21 protein-coding genes are annotated in these 17,595 nt (G+C 69.5%); 19 read left to right on the top strand and 2 right to left on the bottom strand.

The features are described 5' to 3' along the window. Window positions 1-57: 57 nt before the first annotated feature. From rpmG to Q9G87_RS45680, 13 genes are all read left to right on the top strand, one after another. Entirely contained in the window at window positions 58-222 is a 165-nt protein-coding gene (gene rpmG, locus Q9G87_RS45740) for a 50S ribosomal protein L33 (protein ID WP_305922919.1), read from the top strand. Then, entirely contained in the window at window positions 219-464 is a 246-nt protein-coding gene (locus tag Q9G87_RS45735) for a type B 50S ribosomal protein L31 (RefSeq protein WP_305922918.1), read from the top strand. Before rpmG ends, Q9G87_RS45735 begins: the two co-directional genes overlap by 4 nt. Then, window positions 464-700 carry a 50S ribosomal protein L28 gene (gene rpmB, locus Q9G87_RS45730; RefSeq protein WP_305922917.1) on the top strand — a complete coding sequence of 79 codons (237 nt, stop codon included), beginning with the start codon at window positions 464-466 and terminating at the stop codon, window positions 698-700. Before Q9G87_RS45735 ends, rpmB begins: the two co-directional genes overlap by 1 nt. Further along, entirely contained in the window at window positions 700-999 is a 300-nt protein-coding gene (gene rpsN / locus Q9G87_RS45725) for a 30S ribosomal protein S14 (RefSeq protein ID WP_305922916.1), read from the top strand. The genes rpmB and rpsN overlap by 1 nt, the downstream gene beginning before the upstream one ends. A gap of 2 nt (window positions 1,000-1,001) precedes the next feature. Continuing rightward, complete coding sequence (gene rpmF, locus Q9G87_RS45720) at window positions 1,002-1,169, top strand: 50S ribosomal protein L32 (protein ID WP_305922915.1); 168 nt, start codon at window positions 1,002-1,004, stop codon at window positions 1,167-1,169. A gap of 536 nt (window positions 1,170-1,705) precedes the next feature. Then, window positions 1,706-2,068: a hypothetical protein gene (locus Q9G87_RS45715; RefSeq protein ID WP_305922914.1), complete on the top strand. Its 363-nt coding sequence runs from the start codon at window positions 1,706-1,708 to the stop codon at window positions 2,066-2,068. 283 nt (window positions 2,069-2,351) lie between these two features. Continuing rightward, on the top strand, window positions 2,352-2,603 hold the full coding sequence (locus Q9G87_RS45710; RefSeq protein ID WP_305922913.1) for a hypothetical protein: 252 nt from the start codon (window positions 2,352-2,354) through the stop codon (window positions 2,601-2,603). Window positions 2,604-2,838: 235 nt separating this feature from the next. Continuing rightward, window positions 2,839-3,960, top strand: coding sequence for a CobW family GTP-binding protein (locus Q9G87_RS45705; protein ID WP_305922912.1), 1,122 nt, complete (start codon window positions 2,839-2,841; stop codon window positions 3,958-3,960). Beyond that, entirely contained in the window at window positions 3,957-4,184 is a 228-nt protein-coding gene (gene rpsR, locus Q9G87_RS45700) for a 30S ribosomal protein S18 (protein WP_305922911.1), read from the top strand. The genes Q9G87_RS45705 and rpsR overlap by 4 nt, the downstream gene beginning before the upstream one ends. Window positions 4,185-4,188: 4 nt before the next feature. Further along, the gene (locus Q9G87_RS45695) at window positions 4,189-4,380 is read left to right on the top strand and encodes a hypothetical protein (RefSeq protein WP_305922910.1); all 192 of its coding nucleotides are present in this window, start codon (window positions 4,189-4,191) and stop codon (window positions 4,378-4,380) included. Continuing rightward, window positions 4,377-4,772 (top strand): hypothetical protein, encoded by a 396-nt coding sequence (locus tag Q9G87_RS45690; RefSeq protein WP_305922909.1) that lies wholly within the window; start codon window positions 4,377-4,379, stop codon window positions 4,770-4,772. The genes Q9G87_RS45695 and Q9G87_RS45690 overlap by 4 nt, the downstream gene beginning before the upstream one ends. Before the next feature lie 68 nt (window positions 4,773-4,840). Then, a complete protein-coding gene (locus Q9G87_RS45685; protein ID WP_305922908.1) occupies window positions 4,841-5,233 on the top strand; it encodes a Fur family transcriptional regulator in 393 nt (130 codons plus the stop codon). 66 nt (window positions 5,234-5,299) lie between these two features. Beyond that, window positions 5,300-5,581 carry a hypothetical protein gene (locus tag Q9G87_RS45680; protein WP_305922907.1) on the top strand — a complete coding sequence of 94 codons (282 nt, stop codon included), beginning with the start codon at window positions 5,300-5,302 and terminating at the stop codon, window positions 5,579-5,581. On the opposite strand, the gene Q9G87_RS45675 is transcribed toward Q9G87_RS45680, so the two are convergent. Continuing rightward, window positions 5,576-5,941, bottom strand: a complete 366-nt coding sequence (locus Q9G87_RS45675; RefSeq protein ID WP_305922906.1) for an ATP-binding cassette domain-containing protein — start codon at window positions 5,939-5,941, stop codon at window positions 5,576-5,578. The two genes, Q9G87_RS45680 and Q9G87_RS45675, sit on opposite strands and share 6 nt — an antisense overlap. 448 nt (window positions 5,942-6,389) lie before the next feature. On the opposite strand from Q9G87_RS45675, the gene Q9G87_RS45670 reads away from it, so the two are divergent. Beyond that, window positions 6,390-7,211, top strand: coding sequence for a class I SAM-dependent methyltransferase (locus Q9G87_RS45670; protein WP_305922905.1), 822 nt, complete (start codon window positions 6,390-6,392; stop codon window positions 7,209-7,211). Window positions 7,212-7,258: 47 nt separating this feature from the next. Here Q9G87_RS45670 and Q9G87_RS45665 read toward each other — a convergent pair whose 3' ends face one another. Further along, window positions 7,259-10,921 carry a S8 family peptidase gene (locus tag Q9G87_RS45665; protein WP_305922904.1) on the bottom strand — a complete coding sequence of 1,221 codons (3,663 nt, stop codon included), beginning with the start codon at window positions 10,919-10,921 and terminating at the stop codon, window positions 7,259-7,261. Window positions 10,922-11,282: 361 nt separating this feature from the next. Here Q9G87_RS45665 and Q9G87_RS45660 point away from each other — a divergent pair, with 361 nt between their 5' ends. Genes Q9G87_RS45660 through Q9G87_RS45640 form a run of 5 tightly spaced genes read left to right on the top strand, consistent with a single transcriptional unit; the run spans window position 11,283 to window position 17,575 of the window. Beyond that, the gene (locus tag Q9G87_RS45660; RefSeq protein ID WP_305922903.1) at window positions 11,283-13,049 is read left to right on the top strand and encodes an ABC transporter ATP-binding protein; all 1,767 of its coding nucleotides are present in this window, start codon (window positions 11,283-11,285) and stop codon (window positions 13,047-13,049) included. Next, the gene (locus Q9G87_RS45655; protein ID WP_305922902.1) at window positions 13,049-14,803 is read left to right on the top strand and encodes an ABC transporter ATP-binding protein; all 1,755 of its coding nucleotides are present in this window, start codon (window positions 13,049-13,051) and stop codon (window positions 14,801-14,803) included. The genes Q9G87_RS45660 and Q9G87_RS45655 overlap by 1 nt, the downstream gene beginning before the upstream one ends. After that, on the top strand, window positions 14,800-15,417 hold the full coding sequence (locus Q9G87_RS45650) for an MptD family putative ECF transporter S component (protein ID WP_305922901.1): 618 nt from the start codon (window positions 14,800-14,802) through the stop codon (window positions 15,415-15,417). The genes Q9G87_RS45655 and Q9G87_RS45650 overlap by 4 nt, the downstream gene beginning before the upstream one ends. Beyond that, the gene (locus tag Q9G87_RS45645) at window positions 15,414-16,154 is read left to right on the top strand and encodes an energy-coupling factor transporter transmembrane component T (protein ID WP_305922900.1); all 741 of its coding nucleotides are present in this window, start codon (window positions 15,414-15,416) and stop codon (window positions 16,152-16,154) included. Before Q9G87_RS45650 ends, Q9G87_RS45645 begins: the two co-directional genes overlap by 4 nt. Next, a complete protein-coding gene (locus Q9G87_RS45640) occupies window positions 16,151-17,575 on the top strand; it encodes an ABC transporter ATP-binding protein (protein WP_305922899.1) in 1,425 nt (474 codons plus the stop codon). The genes Q9G87_RS45645 and Q9G87_RS45640 overlap by 4 nt, the downstream gene beginning before the upstream one ends. Window positions 17,576-17,595 lie beyond the last annotated feature (20 nt).

Genomic DNA, 17,595 nt, shown 5'->3' with positions numbered 1-17,595 from the left:
GCGATGAAAACCGTTATCGTTAGCATGGCATAGGTACGCCAGTAGAAAGGAACCGCTTTGGCGAGAAACGAGGTGCGCCCCGTGATCAAGCTTCGATCGACGGCCGGCACCGGCTACACCTACGTGACCAGAAAGAACCGCCGGAACGACCCCGACCGGCTCACCCTTCGCAAATACGACCCGACGATCCGTCAGCACGTGCTCTTCCGGGAGGAGCGATGAAAAAGGGCATCCACCCCGACTATCGGCCGGTGGTCTTCCGCGATCCCGGCGCGGACTTCGCCTTCCTCACGAGCTCCACGATGACGAGCGACAAGACGATCGTGTGGACCGACGGCAACACCTACCCGGTGGTGGATGTCGATGTGTCCTCGGCGAGTCACCCGTTCTACACCGGCCGCAGCCGCGTCCTGGACACCGCTGGGCGCGTCGAGCGGTTCAACCAGCGCTACGGAAGGACCTGATGTCCGCTCAGTGCCAGCTCACCGGCGTCAAACCGGTCTTCGGCAACAACGTCTCCCACTCCCACCGGCGCACCCGGCGCCGCTGGAACCCCAACATCCAGAGCCGCCGCTACTGGCTGCCCAGCGAGGGCCGCTACGTCCGGCTGACGCTCAGCGCCCGCGCGATCAAGACCGTCGACAAGATCGGCATCGAGCAGGCCGTCGCCCGCATCCGGGCCCGGGGAGAGAAGGTCTGATGGCCAAGAAGAGCAAGATCGCCGCGAACGAGCGGCGCAAGGCCGTGGTCCAGCGTTATGCGGAACGGCGGGCCGAGCTGAAGGAGATCATCCGCGTCGGCACCCCGCAGGAACGGGCGGACGCCGCACGGGAGCTGGCGCGCCAGCCGCGTGATGCCAGCGCCACCCGCGTGCGCAACCGCGACTCCGTCGACGGCCGCCCCCGCGGCCACCTCACCAAGTTCGGGCTCTCACGGGTGCGCTTCCGCGAGATGGCGCACCGCGGCGAGCTTCCCGGCATCACGAAGGCGAGCTGGTAGCTGTGGCCGTACCCAAGCGCAAGACCTCGCGCAGCAACACCCGCCACCGGCGCAGCCAGTGGAAGGCCACCGCGCCCGACCTGGTCCCGATCACCGTGAACGGACGGCAGTTGCTCGTGCCCCGCCGTCTCGTCCGCGCTTACCAGCGCGGATTGATCAGGATCGAATGAGGTACCCGGTCACCGGGCCGCCTCCCGTGCATGACACCATCCGAGTGCGGCAGCATGATGGGGCATCCCGGTGGCCGAGCCACCCCCCGCGGCGACCCGGCATGGCCAACCGGAATGACCTGGCGGTCTCCGAGGTGCCGACGGAAGGGCCTGGACATCCCGGCTACACGTTGGCTCGGTCGCTCACGCCGAGCACCTTCGCACCTGCCGCCTCCACTTCGGCGCGGCCGGCCAGGCCGCGCGAGGCGTCGAGGTCGTCATCTCCCCACACGGCCATGACCAGGTTCGGCTTGGCGGCGAGGGTGGCTCCCTTGGGCGCGACCTTGTCTTCGGCGAGTGCGGGGAGCTTGTCGTAGGCCGCTTTGAGGTCGGCGGGCGGGTCGTTGAACGTCCGCGAGATGCCGACGATCCGGTCGGCCAGGCCGAGGGCGAGCAGGCGGTCGGCATCTGGAGTGCCACACCGTAGTTAATTATGGACAACGATAATGATTTTCATTAGAGTCGTTGTCCATATCGCTGGCGTGGTGGGAGGAATCATGACCGACCAGCCCTTCACCGTGGCGGTCTGCCAGGCGGATCCTTGTCGCCCTCATGACCCCGGCTTCGCGCTCCTGCCACAGCTCGCCGCCATCGTCCGGCAGCGCCCTCAAAGCGTCCTTGTCCGCACCGGATGCCTGCTTCGTGCGCCGCGCTGCCAGCCGGGCGCGGCGCACGACCGCGGGTGTTATCTAGTGGTGCAACCCTGCGACGCCCGTCGACGGCCCAGCGGTGCGGCGATCCCCATCGGACCGGTTCTCACCCGAGCGGACGCCGAGGCCGTGGCGGCCTGGCTGGCAGACGCTGATCTGGACGCCGACCGGCTCAATCCGCGGCTTCGCCTCGGGCGGCAGGCCGCCTAACACTCTGACCGAACACTCGACGGCCTACGGATGCCGTCCTTGCCCGTCGACGGCGACAATGGCCCGTGCCGCGAGCTGAGCGGGAACGGCACGCAGGGCGCTCTCGTCCAGGTCGCACCGCGCGGCAAGCTCAGCGACGGCGTCGGGCACACAGGGCACTGCCGACCGTCTCGACCCGGTCCATCGCCTCGCACATCGCCGTTGAGGACCAGGTCGAGTGCGCGCCCCGCAACTTTCAGTGGTCGTCCCAATGCCCTTCGTGCGAGGCGTGACGGTGTCCGTCGTGAACGTAGTCGACGTGATCGCCGTGCGGCACGGCCACGTGCCCGCACTCGGGCCCGTGCTGGTGGTCATGCGCATCGTGCGCGACGTGCGACTTCGGCTCACACTCGTCCACATGATCCTCATGGACGCGGTGCAGGCAACCGTCGTGGACATAGTCGACATGCTGGCCATGCGGGACGGCCACATGGCCGCAGCCGAGTCCGTGCTCGTGAGTGTGCTCGACGTGCTGGCGGTGTTCGGCAGTCACTGACATGCCCAAACTCCCTATCGGTTCGTCACCGAAGATGCCTCATAGGGCTTTTCTGCCTCTTTTCAGGTTACGCCGGAAGCAGGGTATGGGACAGGTTCGTACTCGGCCCCCGTCCGCTTGATCGCGTGAACCGGAGCCCGGACGCCGACTCTGAGTGCGCTTTCCACTCCCTTCGGAGTTGACGCAGCATACGATGACATCGACAATGATTTTCATTTCGTGCCAAGGAGGCCCTGTGCCCACCCCTGTCGCCCTGGTCGCGGGTCTGCACCGCAGTGCCCGGGCTGCCGCCGTCGAACGGCTGCTGCGCCGTCATCCGGGAGCCGTCGCGATCCATCACGACCTGCGCACCATCGGCGCGGGCCGGGTCGAGCGCGTGGTCCGTGACGTCTCCGGCGTCCTGGACGTTGCCGAGGTACGCCTGGCGCACGGCTGCGTGACCTGCACCGTCCGCGAGGACCTCCTTCCCGAGCTGCTGCGCCGCGCCGGCACGGCGTCCCTGCTGATCGTCGACCTGTGGGACTCGGTCGAGCCGCGCCCGGTGGCCGAGGCCCTGGCCGCTGCGGAGACGGTCCGGCTGGTGTGCGTGCATACCGCGTTGGACGCCGAGCACATGCCCGTGGACATCTGCCGGGGTGACCGTCTGAGCGAGACCGGCCAGGCGGCGGCCGGCGACCAGCGCTATCTGGCCGAGGTACTGGCCCGGCAGATCGAGTACGCCGCCACTCTGTCCCTGCACGGCGGCGACGCCGAGGACACCGAGCTGTCGACTGCCGTGCTGGGCCATCTGGCGCCGCACACGCCGATCGTCACCAGACCGGAGATCGCCGGCGCCGCGTTGTGCGTGCACGAGCTGGCCGAGCGCGTCGACCCGGCCACCGCCCAGCTCCCCGCCGACGCCCAGACGGGCGAGATCACCACACTCGTCTGGCACCGCCTGCGCCCGCTGCACCCGAGCCGGTTGTTCGAGGCCATGGACGAGCTGGTCACCACCACGGTCCGCTCCCGCGGCCGGTTCTGGCTGGCCAACCGGCACGAGCGCATGCTGGCCTGGGATGCGGTGGCCGGGGCGGTCTCCGTGGAGGACGCCGGGCCGTGGCTGGCGGCGCTGCCCGAGGCGGCCTGGGATCTGGTCGCCCCGGCCCGGCGTGCCGCCGCCGCTTTGGACTGGAACCCGATCGTCGGCGACCGCGTCCAGCATCTCGTCTTCACCGGCCCCGACCTGGACCGCGACCGCATTATCTCGCTGCTCGACTCGTGCCTGATCGACCACGACGATGCCCTGCCCGGCGCCGCGGAGTGGGCCGGGCACGATGACCCGTTCGCCCCGATGCTGGATCTCAAGGAGAGTGCATGAAGCCCCGCCGTCCACCCAGGAAGAAGACCAACCCGCTGATCGGGATCGGCTACATCGACTACAAGGACACCGGCCTGCTGCGGAAGTTCGTCTCCGACCGCGGCAAGATCCGCAGCCGCCGGGTGACCGGCGTGACCGTGCAGCAGCAGCGGCAGATCGCCCGCGCCATCAAGAACGCCCGGGAGATGGCCCTGCTGCCCTATTCCTCCCGCGAGGCCAGGTGATCGCATGACGGATCAGTACGAGCGGTCCGCCGAGTTCGTGGACGTGATGCTCGCGCCCCACTGGACGGTCCTGGGTCCGGCGCTCTCCGAGGCGCTTCGCGGAGCCCCTGAGCCGGTCGTAGATGTCGGAGCAGGAGGCGGGCACGGCACGCGGGCGATCACGCGGGCTCTCCCCGACGTGCCTTGGTCGCCATGAACGTCATCGGCCACTTCGACCCCGCCGACCGCCACACGATCTGGAAACTGCTCGACCAACGCCTCCTGCCCGGCGGCAGGGCCGTGCTCAACCTGCAGCCCCCGGCCGAACCAACGACCGTGCCGCAGACCCGCTTCTCCGAACTTCGCATCGGACGCCGCCGCTACGAAGGCTGGGGCCGCGCCGAGCCCGCCGGCCCCGGCCTGATCACCTGGCACATGACCTACCGCGCCATCCAGGACGGCGAGCCGGACGAGGAGGTGGAGGTCTCCTACACCTGGTGGGTCCTTGACCAGGACCAGCTCCAGGCCGAGCTCACCGAGCACGGACTGCAGGCAGCGCCCACCGGCCCCGCCGACCTCGGACTATGGCTCATCACCAGAGCCGTCTGAACGCGGGGCGGCCCGGCCGCCGCTCTTCGGCGAGGAGAGGCAAGGTGGAGAGAGCTCGGTGGGGTCCGATGCTGGAAGCCGCCGGCATCCGGGCGACCAGTCAACGGTTTCTCGTCCTCGACGTCCTGGCGGCCCACCGACTGCCCGTCTCGGCCCAGCGTCTGCACGCAGAACTGCACGACCGCGGCGAGAACATCGGCCTCACCACCGTCTACCGCGCCCTCTCCTCGATGACCGAGGCGGGGATCGTGCACGTCTTCACACACGCGGGCGAGGCCGTCTACCGGCTCTGCGGAACCGCTGGACACCACCATCTCGTCTGCCGCGTCTGCGGGCTCGTGGCTGAACGGCAAGAGGAGAACGTCGTCGACGGCTTCAGAGCCGAAGAGGTGTACGGCGTATGTGCGGCCTGCGAGGGCGGCCAGCGATCAGCTCGTGCGACGGATCCTATCGATACATAATGGAGCCCCCATGTCCGTACGACGGTTCGACACCCGCGCGATCATGACCTGCGCAAGGGCCGGACCGTGGTCATCGTCACCCAGGACCTGCAGCTCGTGGCCGAGCACGCCAGGCACGTCGCGCTGCTGGCTGGGGGACAGCGCATGACAGTACGCGACCCCGCGGCTGAGCAGCATCAGCGCTTTGAGGAGCCGCTGGTCCGCGACCCGTGGACGCCAGGCCTGTTCGCCGTTCGCGGCGCCTGGTCCTCGCCCTGCTCGCGGCCGAGCACGTCGCGGCGGGCACCCCGGTGGTGGCTGGGGCTACGGGCGGGCGCACTGGACATGCGGGTGGGCCAGCCTTCATGACTCTCGCGCGAACAGGTGGGACAGCCGCTCGCTGAGCTCGTCGTAAGTGCCTTCGGCGGCCACGCGTCCTTCCTCCAGGAGCACGATGTGGTCCGCTCTGCGGATGGTGGACAGGCGGTGCGCGATGACGAGCGTGGCCCGGCCGGCGGCGGCCTCCTCGAGCGCCTCGGCCAGGCGGGCCTCGTTGTCGGTGTCGAGGTTGGCCACCGCCTCGTCGAGCACGAGCACCGGCGCGCCCGTGGCGAGCGCCCGGGCGACGGCCACTCTGGCGCGCTGGCCGCCGGAGAGCGTGACGCCCCGCTCGCCCACCGGCACTTCCGGGTCGATGGCGAGCTGGGCGGTACGCAGGGCGCTCGCCACGTCGGCGTCCGGGGCGCAAGCCGAAGGACGTGATCACGCCGGAGCTGCTGGCAAAGGTGTTCGGGGTGGCCGGTCGCGTGGTCACCGACGAGTTGCACGGGACTTCTCGCTGCCTGCTCGACTCGCCCCTTTGACCGCTCGACGGCAGCGGTGCCTGATTGGCGGTACCACGGACACGTGGTGAGACCTCGTCGCTGCCGCCCGCAGGACGAGCGGCAGAAGGTGGGCGGTGTCGATCGTCAAATGTGCCGGATTGCCGACGGGATTCTGGCAAGTCAGTAGGGCTCCCGGTCACACCGCAGGTCCGTGGGATCACCGTCGAAGTGGACAAGATAACCGTCCAATGATCTGACCGCGGCCGCGGGCGGCACAACCGCCCGCGGCTACCAAACGAGATGATAATCATTTCTACACAGAAGGGACGTACTTCACCAACGGGAGAACCTCTATGACACAGGCCGGCATAGGCGCCGTCTTCGACCGTGCCGCCGCCGAGTACGCCGAGGTCTCACCGGTGCTGTGGGATCGCATCGGCGAGGCGACGGTCACGGCGGCCCGGATCCAGCCGGGCGAACGCGTGCTGGACGTCTGCTGCGGCGCGGGCGCCTCAGCCGTACCGGCGGCGAAAGCGACCGGGCCGCAGGGGCACGTCGACGCCATCGACCTCGCCCCAGGGCTACTGACCCACGCCCGCCGCCGCGCGGCGCTCGAAGGGCTGGAGAACGCACACTTCGTCCAGGCCGACGCCACCACTTGGGAGCCTCCCGAAGGCCGCCCTTATGACGTGGTGCAATGCGTCCACGGCGTCTTCTTCCTGCCCGGCATGGACGCGTCAGTCTCCCGCCTGGCCAGGTTGCTCCGGCCTGGCGGACGGCTCGTCATCACCACATGGGCCGAGGGCGCGATGGAGGGTTTCGGCCGGGTGCTCGCCGACGCCGTCGAGCACGTACGGGGAACCCCGCCAGGATCGCCCTCCAGCAGGCAGGCGGCGTCGAGGATCGACACCGAGCCGGAGCTGACAACCTGGCTGACCGCCCGCGGCCTGACAAAGGTCACCGTGACCCGCTCACCCCTGCACATCCCCCTGGACCCACCGCTCGCCTGGCGGTTCGTGCTCGGCAGCGGCTTTCGCGGCATGCTCGCCGGCTTGGAGGAATCCGCCGTCGAACGGGTGCGCACGACCCTCTGGCGCCTCCTCGACGAGCGCAAGCTGAGCGAACTGGACGCCACCTCACTCATCGGAACGGGGACCCGCCACGATCCCCGTTGACCGGCTCCGCGGGGTGGGCACCACCGGCGCCCACCCCGCGGACCTCATCATCGTCCGGTCAAGCCATAGGCGCGGATGATGGTCTGCTCCACGGTGTTGCCTGCCGCGTCACTCCCCTGAACGCGCAGCGAGACGAACCCGCCCCGGCTCGGGTGGTGGGGCCGCACGGTGTAGGAGCCGTTCGCACCGGAGACGTCGGCCGGTTTCCAGGTGGTCCCGTCGTCCATGGAGGTCCACACCTTGGCCTGCGTGATCCGTGGACCCTGCGGGTCGGTCTGGCGCAGGGAGATCCCGAACGAGTACGGCCGGCCACGCGGGGCCCGGTTGTACAGGTCGAGGTCGAGGGCGTAGTCCACCATGACGAGCGGGAGCATGCGTTGCTCATCCGAGGCGGGCTTCTCGGTCGTGAACGTCCACGCGGTGCTGGTCTTCGTCGACAAAGCCCACGAGGCGGGGTCGCGGGCCTGGGTCATCTCCGCCCGGTAGGTGGCCCGTTCCGGCTGCGCCGGGACGTACGTCCCGTTCAGGCCGGACTCCTCGGCGATCAGTTGGCCGTTGCGGTAGACACGTGCCTTCACTTCGCTTTCGTCCACTCCCAAGCTGTGATCCAGATAGTTCGTGGAGTGGTTGGCGTCTCCGTCGAGCGCGGGGGCGATGGTGAAGAACAGGCCGTCGCCGTCCCAGTACGCGCCGGTGCAGTTGCAGAAGGAATGGCCGCTGCCGCGGGTCGTGCCGGGGTGCAGCACGGCGCCGAAGAAGGTCTGGCTGAGCTCCTGGCCTGGCTGGTAGACGCGGTCGACCTCGTACATCGGAGAGAAGTCGATCAGGTCGCCGCCTTCGACGGCGTCGTGCTGCCAGCTGGTGTCGCCGGCGGAGACCCACTCCTCCCTGACGAAGGGCGCCGGGAACTGATCGGCGGTGTCCACGGACAACGGGAAGTCCCACGGGCGGAAGAAGAAGCGGGTGGAGGTGTAGGTGTCGTTGCCCGTGCCGGACGCGGTGTAGCGGCTGATCGTCCTGGCCGCGTTGGTGCGGTCGACGGTGAAGCCGAGGTTTTCGGGGATGCCGCCTTGCATCGGGGTGATCACGTCGTAGGAGTACGGACTGTACATCGTGCCCCGCAACTCCAGCCGCAGTTCCCCAGACCTGGCGCGTTCGAGCAGGCGTTCTCCTTCCTCCTGGCTGGTATAGAAGGCCGGCAGCGCGGCGTCCTCAACTGTCTGCACCAGCCGCCCGGGGCGGTCGTCGTAGACCAGCGCGACCGCCGCCCCGGCCTTCTTGGCACCCGCGATCTGGTCGGCGTACTCCACGCCGTCGGTGCGTTTGATCAGCGCGATGGCACCTTTGATCTTCCTGCTGGGGAAGTCCTGGGGCCGGCCCGATCCGGCGTCCACGACCCTCAGCAGATGCCGCCCATCGAACCCGGCGTGCTCGCCCAGGCCCATGACCCACATCGGAATCGCACGGCCTGCGTCGGTGGCCCGAATCCTCGGGGCCAGCAGGTCGACCTGGGTGAAGAACTCGAAGAAACCCTCGGTGACCTTGGGCGTCGGGGTGGCGTAAACCCGCTCAGTGGAGCCGAGGGGCGCGGCCAGGCGGGTCAGCGTCCGACCACCTGCCTCACGCCGGTAGCCCAGCACGGAATCCTGCACCGTGCTCTCCCGCGGAGTGGAGATCCTGATCTCCTTGGCCTGGCGGGCATCCAGCGTCACGGTGGCGTCGCCGGTGACGCCGAGCTCCGGGTTGCCCAATGCGGACACCTCGAGATCCCACTTACCTGAGGAGTCCAGTGTCGAGACCATCGCCATCAGGCTGTAGCGGCCCGGTGGGACGCGGAAGACCGGCTCCGGGTCGTCGGCCAGCCGTACCTCCTTGGAGAAGCGGGCGTCGACGCCCCACAGCGTCACCGACCCCGAGACGGCCGGCTTTCCGTCCCTGCCGAGCACGGGGACGCGCAGGTCGTACATCTCCTGCTCCTTGGCGGCGCCGATGGCGGTGCGCAGCTCGGTGCCGTCGCCCGCGGTCGCCCTCACCCACCCGCCGAGGGTCCCCGGGCCACTGCCCGCCGGGGTGTAGGTGACCGTCACCTCCGCCGATCCCTGCGCCGGCACCTCAAGAGACGACGCCGACAGGGCGAAGGGCCCGGTGACCTTGTCCAGCGCCAGCGTGAGCGTCACGGGCTGGGCGCCGGTGTTGGTGTACGTGAGCGTCTTGTCGACCGGCTGCTGGGCCGCATCGTACGGCCACGGCAGGAATCCGAAGTCCACCACCCCATGTGACGCGTGCACGCTCTGCCGGTGCGCCCTCTCCGCATCGAGGCGGCCGGCGCCCTGCTCGTAGACCGAGTTCGCGGGGTTGGGCCGGGCGGTGCTCACCAGGGCGGCCTTGAGTCGCTCGCCGCTCCAGTCCGGGTGCTGCTGTTTCAGCAGCGCCGCGGCACCGGCGACGTGCGGGCTGGCCATCGAGGTCCCCCTGGACCTGCGGTAGGGGTTCCACGGCAGGCTCGGGTCGCGGGGATGCGGGTTGGCCGCGTCGATGTCCACGCCCGGTGCCGTGATCTCGGGCTTGATCGCGTAGTCGCCGAGCCTGGGGCCGCGGCTGGAGAAGGAGGCCAGCGCGTCGGCACCGTCGACGGCGCCCACGCTGAGCGCGGCCGAGGCGGAGGCGGGTGAGGTGACGGTCTGGCTCCTGCCGTTGTTGCCCGCCGCGATGACGAACAGCGTGCCGGAGGCCGACAGCCGGTTCACGGCCTGCGCCAAGGGGTCGGTCCCGTCGGTCGGGTCGCCGCCGAGGCTCATGTTCACGATGTCGGCGCCCTCGGCAACCGCCCACTCCATGCCGGCGATGATGTCCGACTCGGTACCGTCTCCGTCGTGGTTGAGCACCTTGCCGATGAACAGGTCCGCTGCCGGCGCCACGCCCTTGTGCCTGTCGCCGTTCCCGGCGATCGTCGAGGCGACGTGCGTGCCGTGGGAGTGATCGTCGTAGACGTCCGGGTCCTCGGTGAAGTTCTTGCTCTTCTTCACCCGTCCGGCCAGATCCGGATGGGTGTCGTCGATGCCGGTGTCCAGGACCGCGACCTGCACACCCGCGCCGTTGAAGCCGGCGGCCCAGACCTGCGGCGCCCCGATCTGCGGCACGCTCTGGTCCAGGACCGCGCTGACCTTGCTGTCCAGCCAGATCCCCGACAGGCCGCCATCCAGCTTGGCGCTGCCCTCACGCACGATCGAGTCCCAGAAGTCATCGGCCTTGTTCTTGGCCACCTCCAGGGCCGCGCCGTTGACGCTGGGCAGACTCTGCTCCTTGACCGCACCCGTGGGCTCGTCCGCCGAGGCGGCCTTGACGCTCCTGCCGTACGTCACCAGGACCGGCAGGCTCGGCCGGGAGGCGTCGTCGTAGCGGGATGCGGCGAGCTCGGTGAGGTTGAACAACTCCTCGTCCAGCACCCCGGCCGCCAGGTACGGCTCGGCCTTGGCCGGAATCGCGTAGACCGCGCCGTCCTGCTCGGTGATCTGCCAGCTGTCGGTGTCATTGTCGACCACCGCGCCCTGCCGGCCGTCGGCGAAAGTCGTCAACCGCACCACGTCACCGGTGACCAGGGTGATCGTGCGCGTTGAGGGCGGTGCGGCCTGACTGCTCGCGGGAGCCGCCGGGTCCTCGGCGGCCGCGGGGCTGACGAGTATTGCGGCGAGGACGGTACCTGCCAGCACTAAGTGAGCCGCTCTCGCGACTGGCTTCACGGGTGTTCCTCTCCATGGATGCTTGCGAAGCCGTCCAAATCCCCCACCACGGACAGCACGGATCATCCTGGACGAAACGATAACGATATTCAAATCGTCCTGCCCGCTTCAGAAGAGGCCAGTGCGGCTGTTGGGCTCATTCGTTCTGACCTTGGAGTCTTTCGGCGTCATCCCGTGTGAGGTCCTGCCTGAACGGGAGGAGCCCTCGAGCAGTGCGGACCATGAGGCCGGGCCGGCGGGCGCTCACATGGTGGCCATTGGAAACGATTATCGTTACTATTTCTTTGTTAGGTCGCTTGGTTTGATCCGGTTCTGTCGCGAAGGGTGCCGTATGTCCACTTCCACGGTCTTATCGACGCAGGGGGCGCCTTCCGTGCTGGCTCCTGCGCGTGCCACCCTGATCGGCTGCGCCGTCCTGACCGCCGTCAGCGCTCTGGCCGGGATAGCGCCGCTGGTGGCCGTCGTGGAGATCAGCCGGCGGCTGTTGCATGGAGACACGGATGTGTGGCCGATCATCGTCGTCGCGCTCGTGGCCCTGGCGGTCAAGCAGCTCGGCACGTTCGGCGCGGGCGTGCTGACGCACCTCGCCGACATCCGGGTGTCGTTCGGCATCCGCCGGGACCTGCTGGCCAAGTTGCGCAGGCTTCCCCTCGGCTGGTTCACCGACCGCAACTCCGGCACCGTGAAGAAGACGGTCGAGGACGACGTCGCGGCGCTGCACCAGCTCATCGCTCATTCCGTGGTGGAGGTCACGGCCGCCGCGGTCCCGCCGCTGGTGGCGATCGCCTACCTCTTCGCCGTCGACTGGCGGATGGCGCTGATCAGCCTGCTTCCACTGGCCGTCGGCCTGATCGTGTACCAGCGGGCGATGGCGGGGGCGAACACGAAATACCCCGAGTTCATAGAGTGGCTCACCCGGTTGAGCGGCGCCGCGGTCGAGTTCGTCAACGGCATCGGGGTCGTCAAGGCGTTCGGGACCCCGGGGGTGGCGAGCCGCCGCTTCCAGGAGGTGTCGCGCAGCTTCGCACGTTTCTTCCTGGACTGGGCCAGGGCGACGACCGCGGCGAGCGTCATCGCGGAGATCCTCCTCTCGCCGCCGAGCGTGCTCGTCGTCATGGCTGCCGCAGGAGGAGCGCTCACCGCGACGGGCGCGCTGCCAGTGGCGAGCCTCATCGCGTTCCTCGTGTTCGGTACTGTCACGACGGCGGGCTTCATGACGATCATGATGTCGGTGCACCCGCTGGTCACGGCTCTGGGCGTGGCGCGCGGCATCCGTGAGGTGCTCTCCAGCCCGGAGTTGCCCGTCCCGGCCCAACCCGTCGTGCCCGACCCGAACGCGCCCGGTCCGGTGGTCAGGATGCGCGGCGTCCGCTTCACCTACGGCGACACGGTCGCGCTGGACGACGTCGACCTCGACCTCGAACGCGGCACGGTGACCGCACTGGTCGGCCCGTCCGGGTCCGGCAAGTCCACTCTCGCCAAGTTGCTGCCCCGGTTCGACGACCCGCAGCAGGGCTCGGTCCAGCTGTACGGCGTCGACCTGCGCCACATCGACCCCGCCGAGCTGTATCGGCACGTGGCCTTCGTGTTCCAGGACTCCGCGCTGCTGCGCATGAGCATCCGGGACAACATCCGCCTCGCGCGCCCGGACGCCGACGACGCGGCCGTCCGCGCGGCGGCCGCCAAAGCGCGGATCCTCGACCGGCTCGAGGAGCTCCCGCGCGGACTGGACTCCGTGGCCGGCGAGGACGCCGAGTTGTCCGGGGGCGAGCGGCAGCGGGTGTGCATCGCCCGCGCGATCCTCGCCGACCGGCCGGTGCTCGTGCTGGATGAGGCGACAGCGAGCGCCGACCCGGAGAACGAGGCGCACATTCAGGACGCGCTGAGCGAGGTCACACGCGATCGCACCGTGCTGGTCATCGCGCACCGGTTGAGCACCATCCGGGGCGTGGACCGGATCGTCGTGCTGGACGCCGGCCGCGTGGTCGAGCAAGGCAGGCACGAGGAGCTACTTGCCCGCGACGGCCTCTACGCGCGGCTGTGGGAACACGACCAGCGCATCCGTGAGGACGCCGTGACCGGGATGGAGACACGCTGATGATCGCCATGATCCGATACCTGTTCGAGCTCCTCGACGAGCGCGGCCGCCGGCATCTGCGCGTCATGCTCGTGGTGCAGGCGGCGCAAGGAGTCCTGCAGGGTCTCGGATTCCTGTTCGTGGCCCCGCTCATCGCCACTCTGACGAGCCCGCCCGTGGACTGGGGCCGGTTCTGGCTCTGGCTGGGGGCGATCGTCGCCGCGGTCGCCGCCCATCACGTGCTGCTGGCCTGGAGCACGTCGCTGGGCTACCTCGTCGGTACGGACGTACTCACCAGCTTCCATGAGCGGATCGGCAACCACCTCGCCACGCTGCCGATCGGCTGGTTCCACGGCGACCGGACCGGGCCGATCGGGCGGATGCTCGGCAAGGGCACGATGGATGTGGCCAACATCCCCGCGCATCTGCTGCGTCACGTCATCGTCGGCCTGGCGGCGCCGGCCACCATGATCGTCGGCAGCTTCCTGCTCGACTGGCGGATCGGCGTCGCCTTCACCGCCGGGGCGGTGTTGTGCGCGCTGGCGCTGCGGCTGCTCATGGTGATCGTGCGCCGCAACGACGACGACTACGAGCACGACATCGGCGTGACCGCATCCCGCATCGTCGAGTACGCCCGCCAGCAGCCGACGCTGCGCGCCTACGGCGTGCTCGACCGGCCGGAGCTCAGCACGCTGGAGGAGTCCCTGGTCCGCCAGCACGGGTCCCAGTCGCGGCTCACGATCCGCGGAGCCTGGGGAATGATCGCGTTCTTCGGCACCCTGCAACTGGTCGTCACGGCCGTCATCGCACTCACGGCCGCCCTCACTCTGCAGAGCACCATCACGGTCCCGGTCATGATCGGCGTGCTGATCGTCACCCTCCGCATGCTCGACCCGATCTCCCAACTCGGCGGGCTCGCCGGTCACGTACAGATCAACGCCGACGCCATCGGCCGGGTGCGAGCGCTGCTCGCGGTGCCGCCGCTGCCCGAACCGGAACATCCCGCCGAACCCGCAGGTGCCGACCTCGAGCTGCGTGGGGTGCGCTTCGGCTACGACGGCCCTGCGGTCATCGACGGGGTCGACGTGAAGATCGCCTCCGGCAGCTTCACGGCCATTGTGGGCCCGTCGGGCTCGGGCAAGAGCACCCTGCTCAAGCTCATCGGCCGCTTCTTCGACGTGGACGAGGGCGCGATCCTCATCGGCGGCCGCGACGTCCGCGAGCTCGGCAGCGCCGGTGTCTCCCGGCTGACAGCGCAGGTGTTCCAGGACGTCTACCTGTTCGAGGGCACGATCGCCGACAACCTCCGCATGGCCGCCCCGGACGCGAGCGACGCCGACCTCGACCGGGTGGCTCGCATCGCCCGGCTCGACGAGGTCGTCGAGCGCCTCCCGGACGGCTGGCACACCCGGGTCGGCGAGGCGGGATCCACTCTGTCCGGCGGGGAGAAGCAGCGGGTCTCGATCGCGCGTGCCCTGCTCAAGGACGCCCCCATCGTGCTGTTCGACGAGGCCACGGCCGCGCTCGACCCGGCCAACGAGGCCGCCGTCGCCGACGCGATCGCCGAGCTCGCCCGCGACCGCACCGTCATCGTCGTGGCCCACCGCCTGTCCACCGTGGTGGCCGCGGAGCGCATTTTCGTCCTCGACCGGGGACGGATCACAGAGCACGGCGATCATGACGCCCTGCTCACCTCCGGGGGCACGTACGCGCGCTTCTGGAACGAGCGCCTCCGCGCCCGCGGCTGGCAACTCGCCTCGAAAGGAACCCCGTGACCGCAATCACCCCGGCCGAGCGCCGCTTCGACGTGCGTATGAGCCCGAAGGACCTCATCAACATCGGCGTCTTCGGCGCCCTCTATCTCGTCGTCGTGTTCGGGATCAACATGCTCGGGTTCATCAACCCGGCCGTCATGCTGGTCTCCCTCGTCGCGAGCATCGTCGCGGGAGGGATCCCGTTCATGCTGTTCCTCACCCGGGTGCGGCACGCGGGCATGGTCACGATCTTCGCGATCGTCACCGCGGGGCTCCTCATGCTCAGCGGGCACCCGCTGATCAGTTTCCTGATCAGCGTCGGCTGCGCGCTGGTCGCCGAGGCGATCATCTGGGCGGGCCGGTACCGTTCCCGCCGCCTGGGAGTACTCGCCTACGGCGTCTACTCCGCCTGGTACGTCGGGCCGATGATGCCGATCTTCTTTGACCGTGAGGCCTACTTCTCCGGCCCCTCGATGCAGATGATGGGAGCCGACTACGTCAGCCAGATGCAGGCCCTGCTCTCCCCTGGGGTGCTCGTCGCGTTCGACCTCTCCACGATCGTCTTCGGCCTGCTCGGCGGGCTTCTCGGCCTGCGGCTGATGCGCAAGCACTTCGAGAAGGCCGGGCTGGCGTGACCGCAACCCCGGTGGCGGTCGGGGAGCGGGCCGCCGCGGCGGCCCGTGCCCGCCCGGTGCTCGGGCTGGACCCCCGGACGAAGGCGCTGCTCGTGCTCGCGACGAGCCTGGTCGTCATGGCGCCGGACGGAGCGTCGTTCATCCCCGCGGCTCTCGTCCTCGGAGTGCTGCTCGCACTCAACGAAGGCGCCTGGGCCCGCGCCGTCGCCCTGCCGGTCGGCGCCGCCGGCATCGCGGCCGTCGCCTATCTGCTGCCGCCGGCCATGCCGCATCCCGCCGTCGGCGTCGTCGCCACCATGGCCGCGTACCTGGTCCGCTTCGTCGCCATCGGCGGCATCGCCCTGCACCTGATGAGCACCACCTCGCCCACCGAGCTCACCGCCGCGCTGCGTGCCGCCCGCGTCCCCCGCGCCATCACCGTGTCTGCGGCCGTGATGCTGCGGTTCCTCCCCACGATCATCGCCGAGGCCCGCGCCGTGCACGACGCCATGCGGCTGCGCGGGATCGGCGGTTGGGGCGGCCTGCTCCGCCACCCGGTGCTGAGCATCGAGCGCTTCACGGTTCCGCTCATCTCCTCCAGCCTGCGCGTGGCCGAGGACCTCTCCGCCGCGGCCCTGCTCCGTGGGCTCGGCTCGACGTCGCGGCCCACCGCCATGCACCCGCCGCGCCTCGGCGTCGCCGACCTCGCCGCCGCGCTCGTCGCGGCGGCCCTGGCCGCGGCCACGGTGCTGTGGTGATCCGCGCCAAAGGGGTGCGCTGGACCTACTCCGGCGCGGACACCCCCACTCTCGACGGGTTCACTTTGCACGTGCGGCGCGGAGAGACGCTCGTGCTGTGCGGTCCGAGTGGCTCCGGCAAGAGCACCGCGCTCAGGCTCATGAACGGCCTCATCCCCCACTTCCACGAGGGCAAGCTCGAAGGCTCCGTCCTCCTCGACGGGCAGGTCGTCGCCGACCTGTCACTCGACCGGCTCGGCCACCGCACAGGGACCGTCCTGCAACATCCCCGCCGCCAGTTCTTCACCGACACGACCGAGACCGAACTCGCCTTCGCGCTGGAGAACTTCGGCGAACCGGCTGAACGCATCCGGGACCGCGTGGCCACGGGGATCGACGAACACGGGCTACGCGACCTCACCGACCGGCGACTGCAGGACCTCTCCGGCGGCCAGCAGCAACAGGTCGCCTGCGCCGCCGCGACCGCCCACCACCCGTCACTGCTGCTGTTCGACGAGCCCACCTCGAACCTCTCCGCCGCCGCGATCGAACGTTTCACCGCCACACTCGCCCGGCTCCGGGCCGGTGGAGCGACCATCGTCATCGCCGAGCACCGGCTGCACTACCTGCGCGGCATCGCCGACCGGGTCGTCGTCATGCGTGACGGCCGTATCGACGCCGAATGGTTCGGCGAGGAGTTCGCCGCCCTCGACGACGACACCGTCCGCGCGAAAGGACTCCGCAGCCTCAGCCCTCCCCCACGCCCAACAACCCTCCAGGTACAGGCGTACGGGCCCAGCATCGACCGCGACGCCGTCCCCACGAGCATCACGACCGGTGTGAACCTACGCAACATCCGCTGCGCCTTCCATGGCCGCCGCGTGCTCGACATCGACGAGGCCCGTCTCCCTGCCGGAGCGATCACCGCCGTCACCGGCCCGAACGGCGCCGGCAAGAGCACGCTCGCCCGCATCCTCACCGGCCTGCAACGTCACGAAGGCGAGGTACTCCTCGACGGGCGCCGGCTCAGCCGGGCACAACGGCAGCGGGCCAGCGCGATCGTCATGCAGGACGTGCAACGACAGCTATTCACCGACAGCGTCGACGCCGAACTCCGGCTCGGCGTGTCCCTCACCAATGAGCGCTCCGGCGCGCTCCTGCACGACCTCGACCTCGCCGCCTTGACGGACCGCCACCCGCTCTCCCTCTCCGGGGGCCAGCAGCAGCGACTCGTCGTCGCCGCGGCCCGGCTCAGCGCCCGCCGGATCGTCGTGTTCGATGAGCCCAGCTCCGGCGTCGACCGCCGCCACCTCCACTCCATCACCCAGGTCATGCGCGATCTCGCCGACGACGGCGCGGTCGTCCTCCTCATCAGCCACGACGACGAACTCCTCGCACTCGCCGCCGACCAAGAACTCAGACTGCGTCCCATCGACGCGTAAAGCACAGCGCCGATGCTCAT

This window comes from Nonomuraea turcica, from assembly GCF_030718205.1.
Taxonomy (GTDB): Bacteria; Actinomycetota; Actinomycetes; order Streptosporangiales; family Streptosporangiaceae; genus Nonomuraea.
The sequence above is the reverse complement of the archived record's forward strand: the minus strand, read 5'-3'. Positions and strand labels throughout refer to the sequence as shown.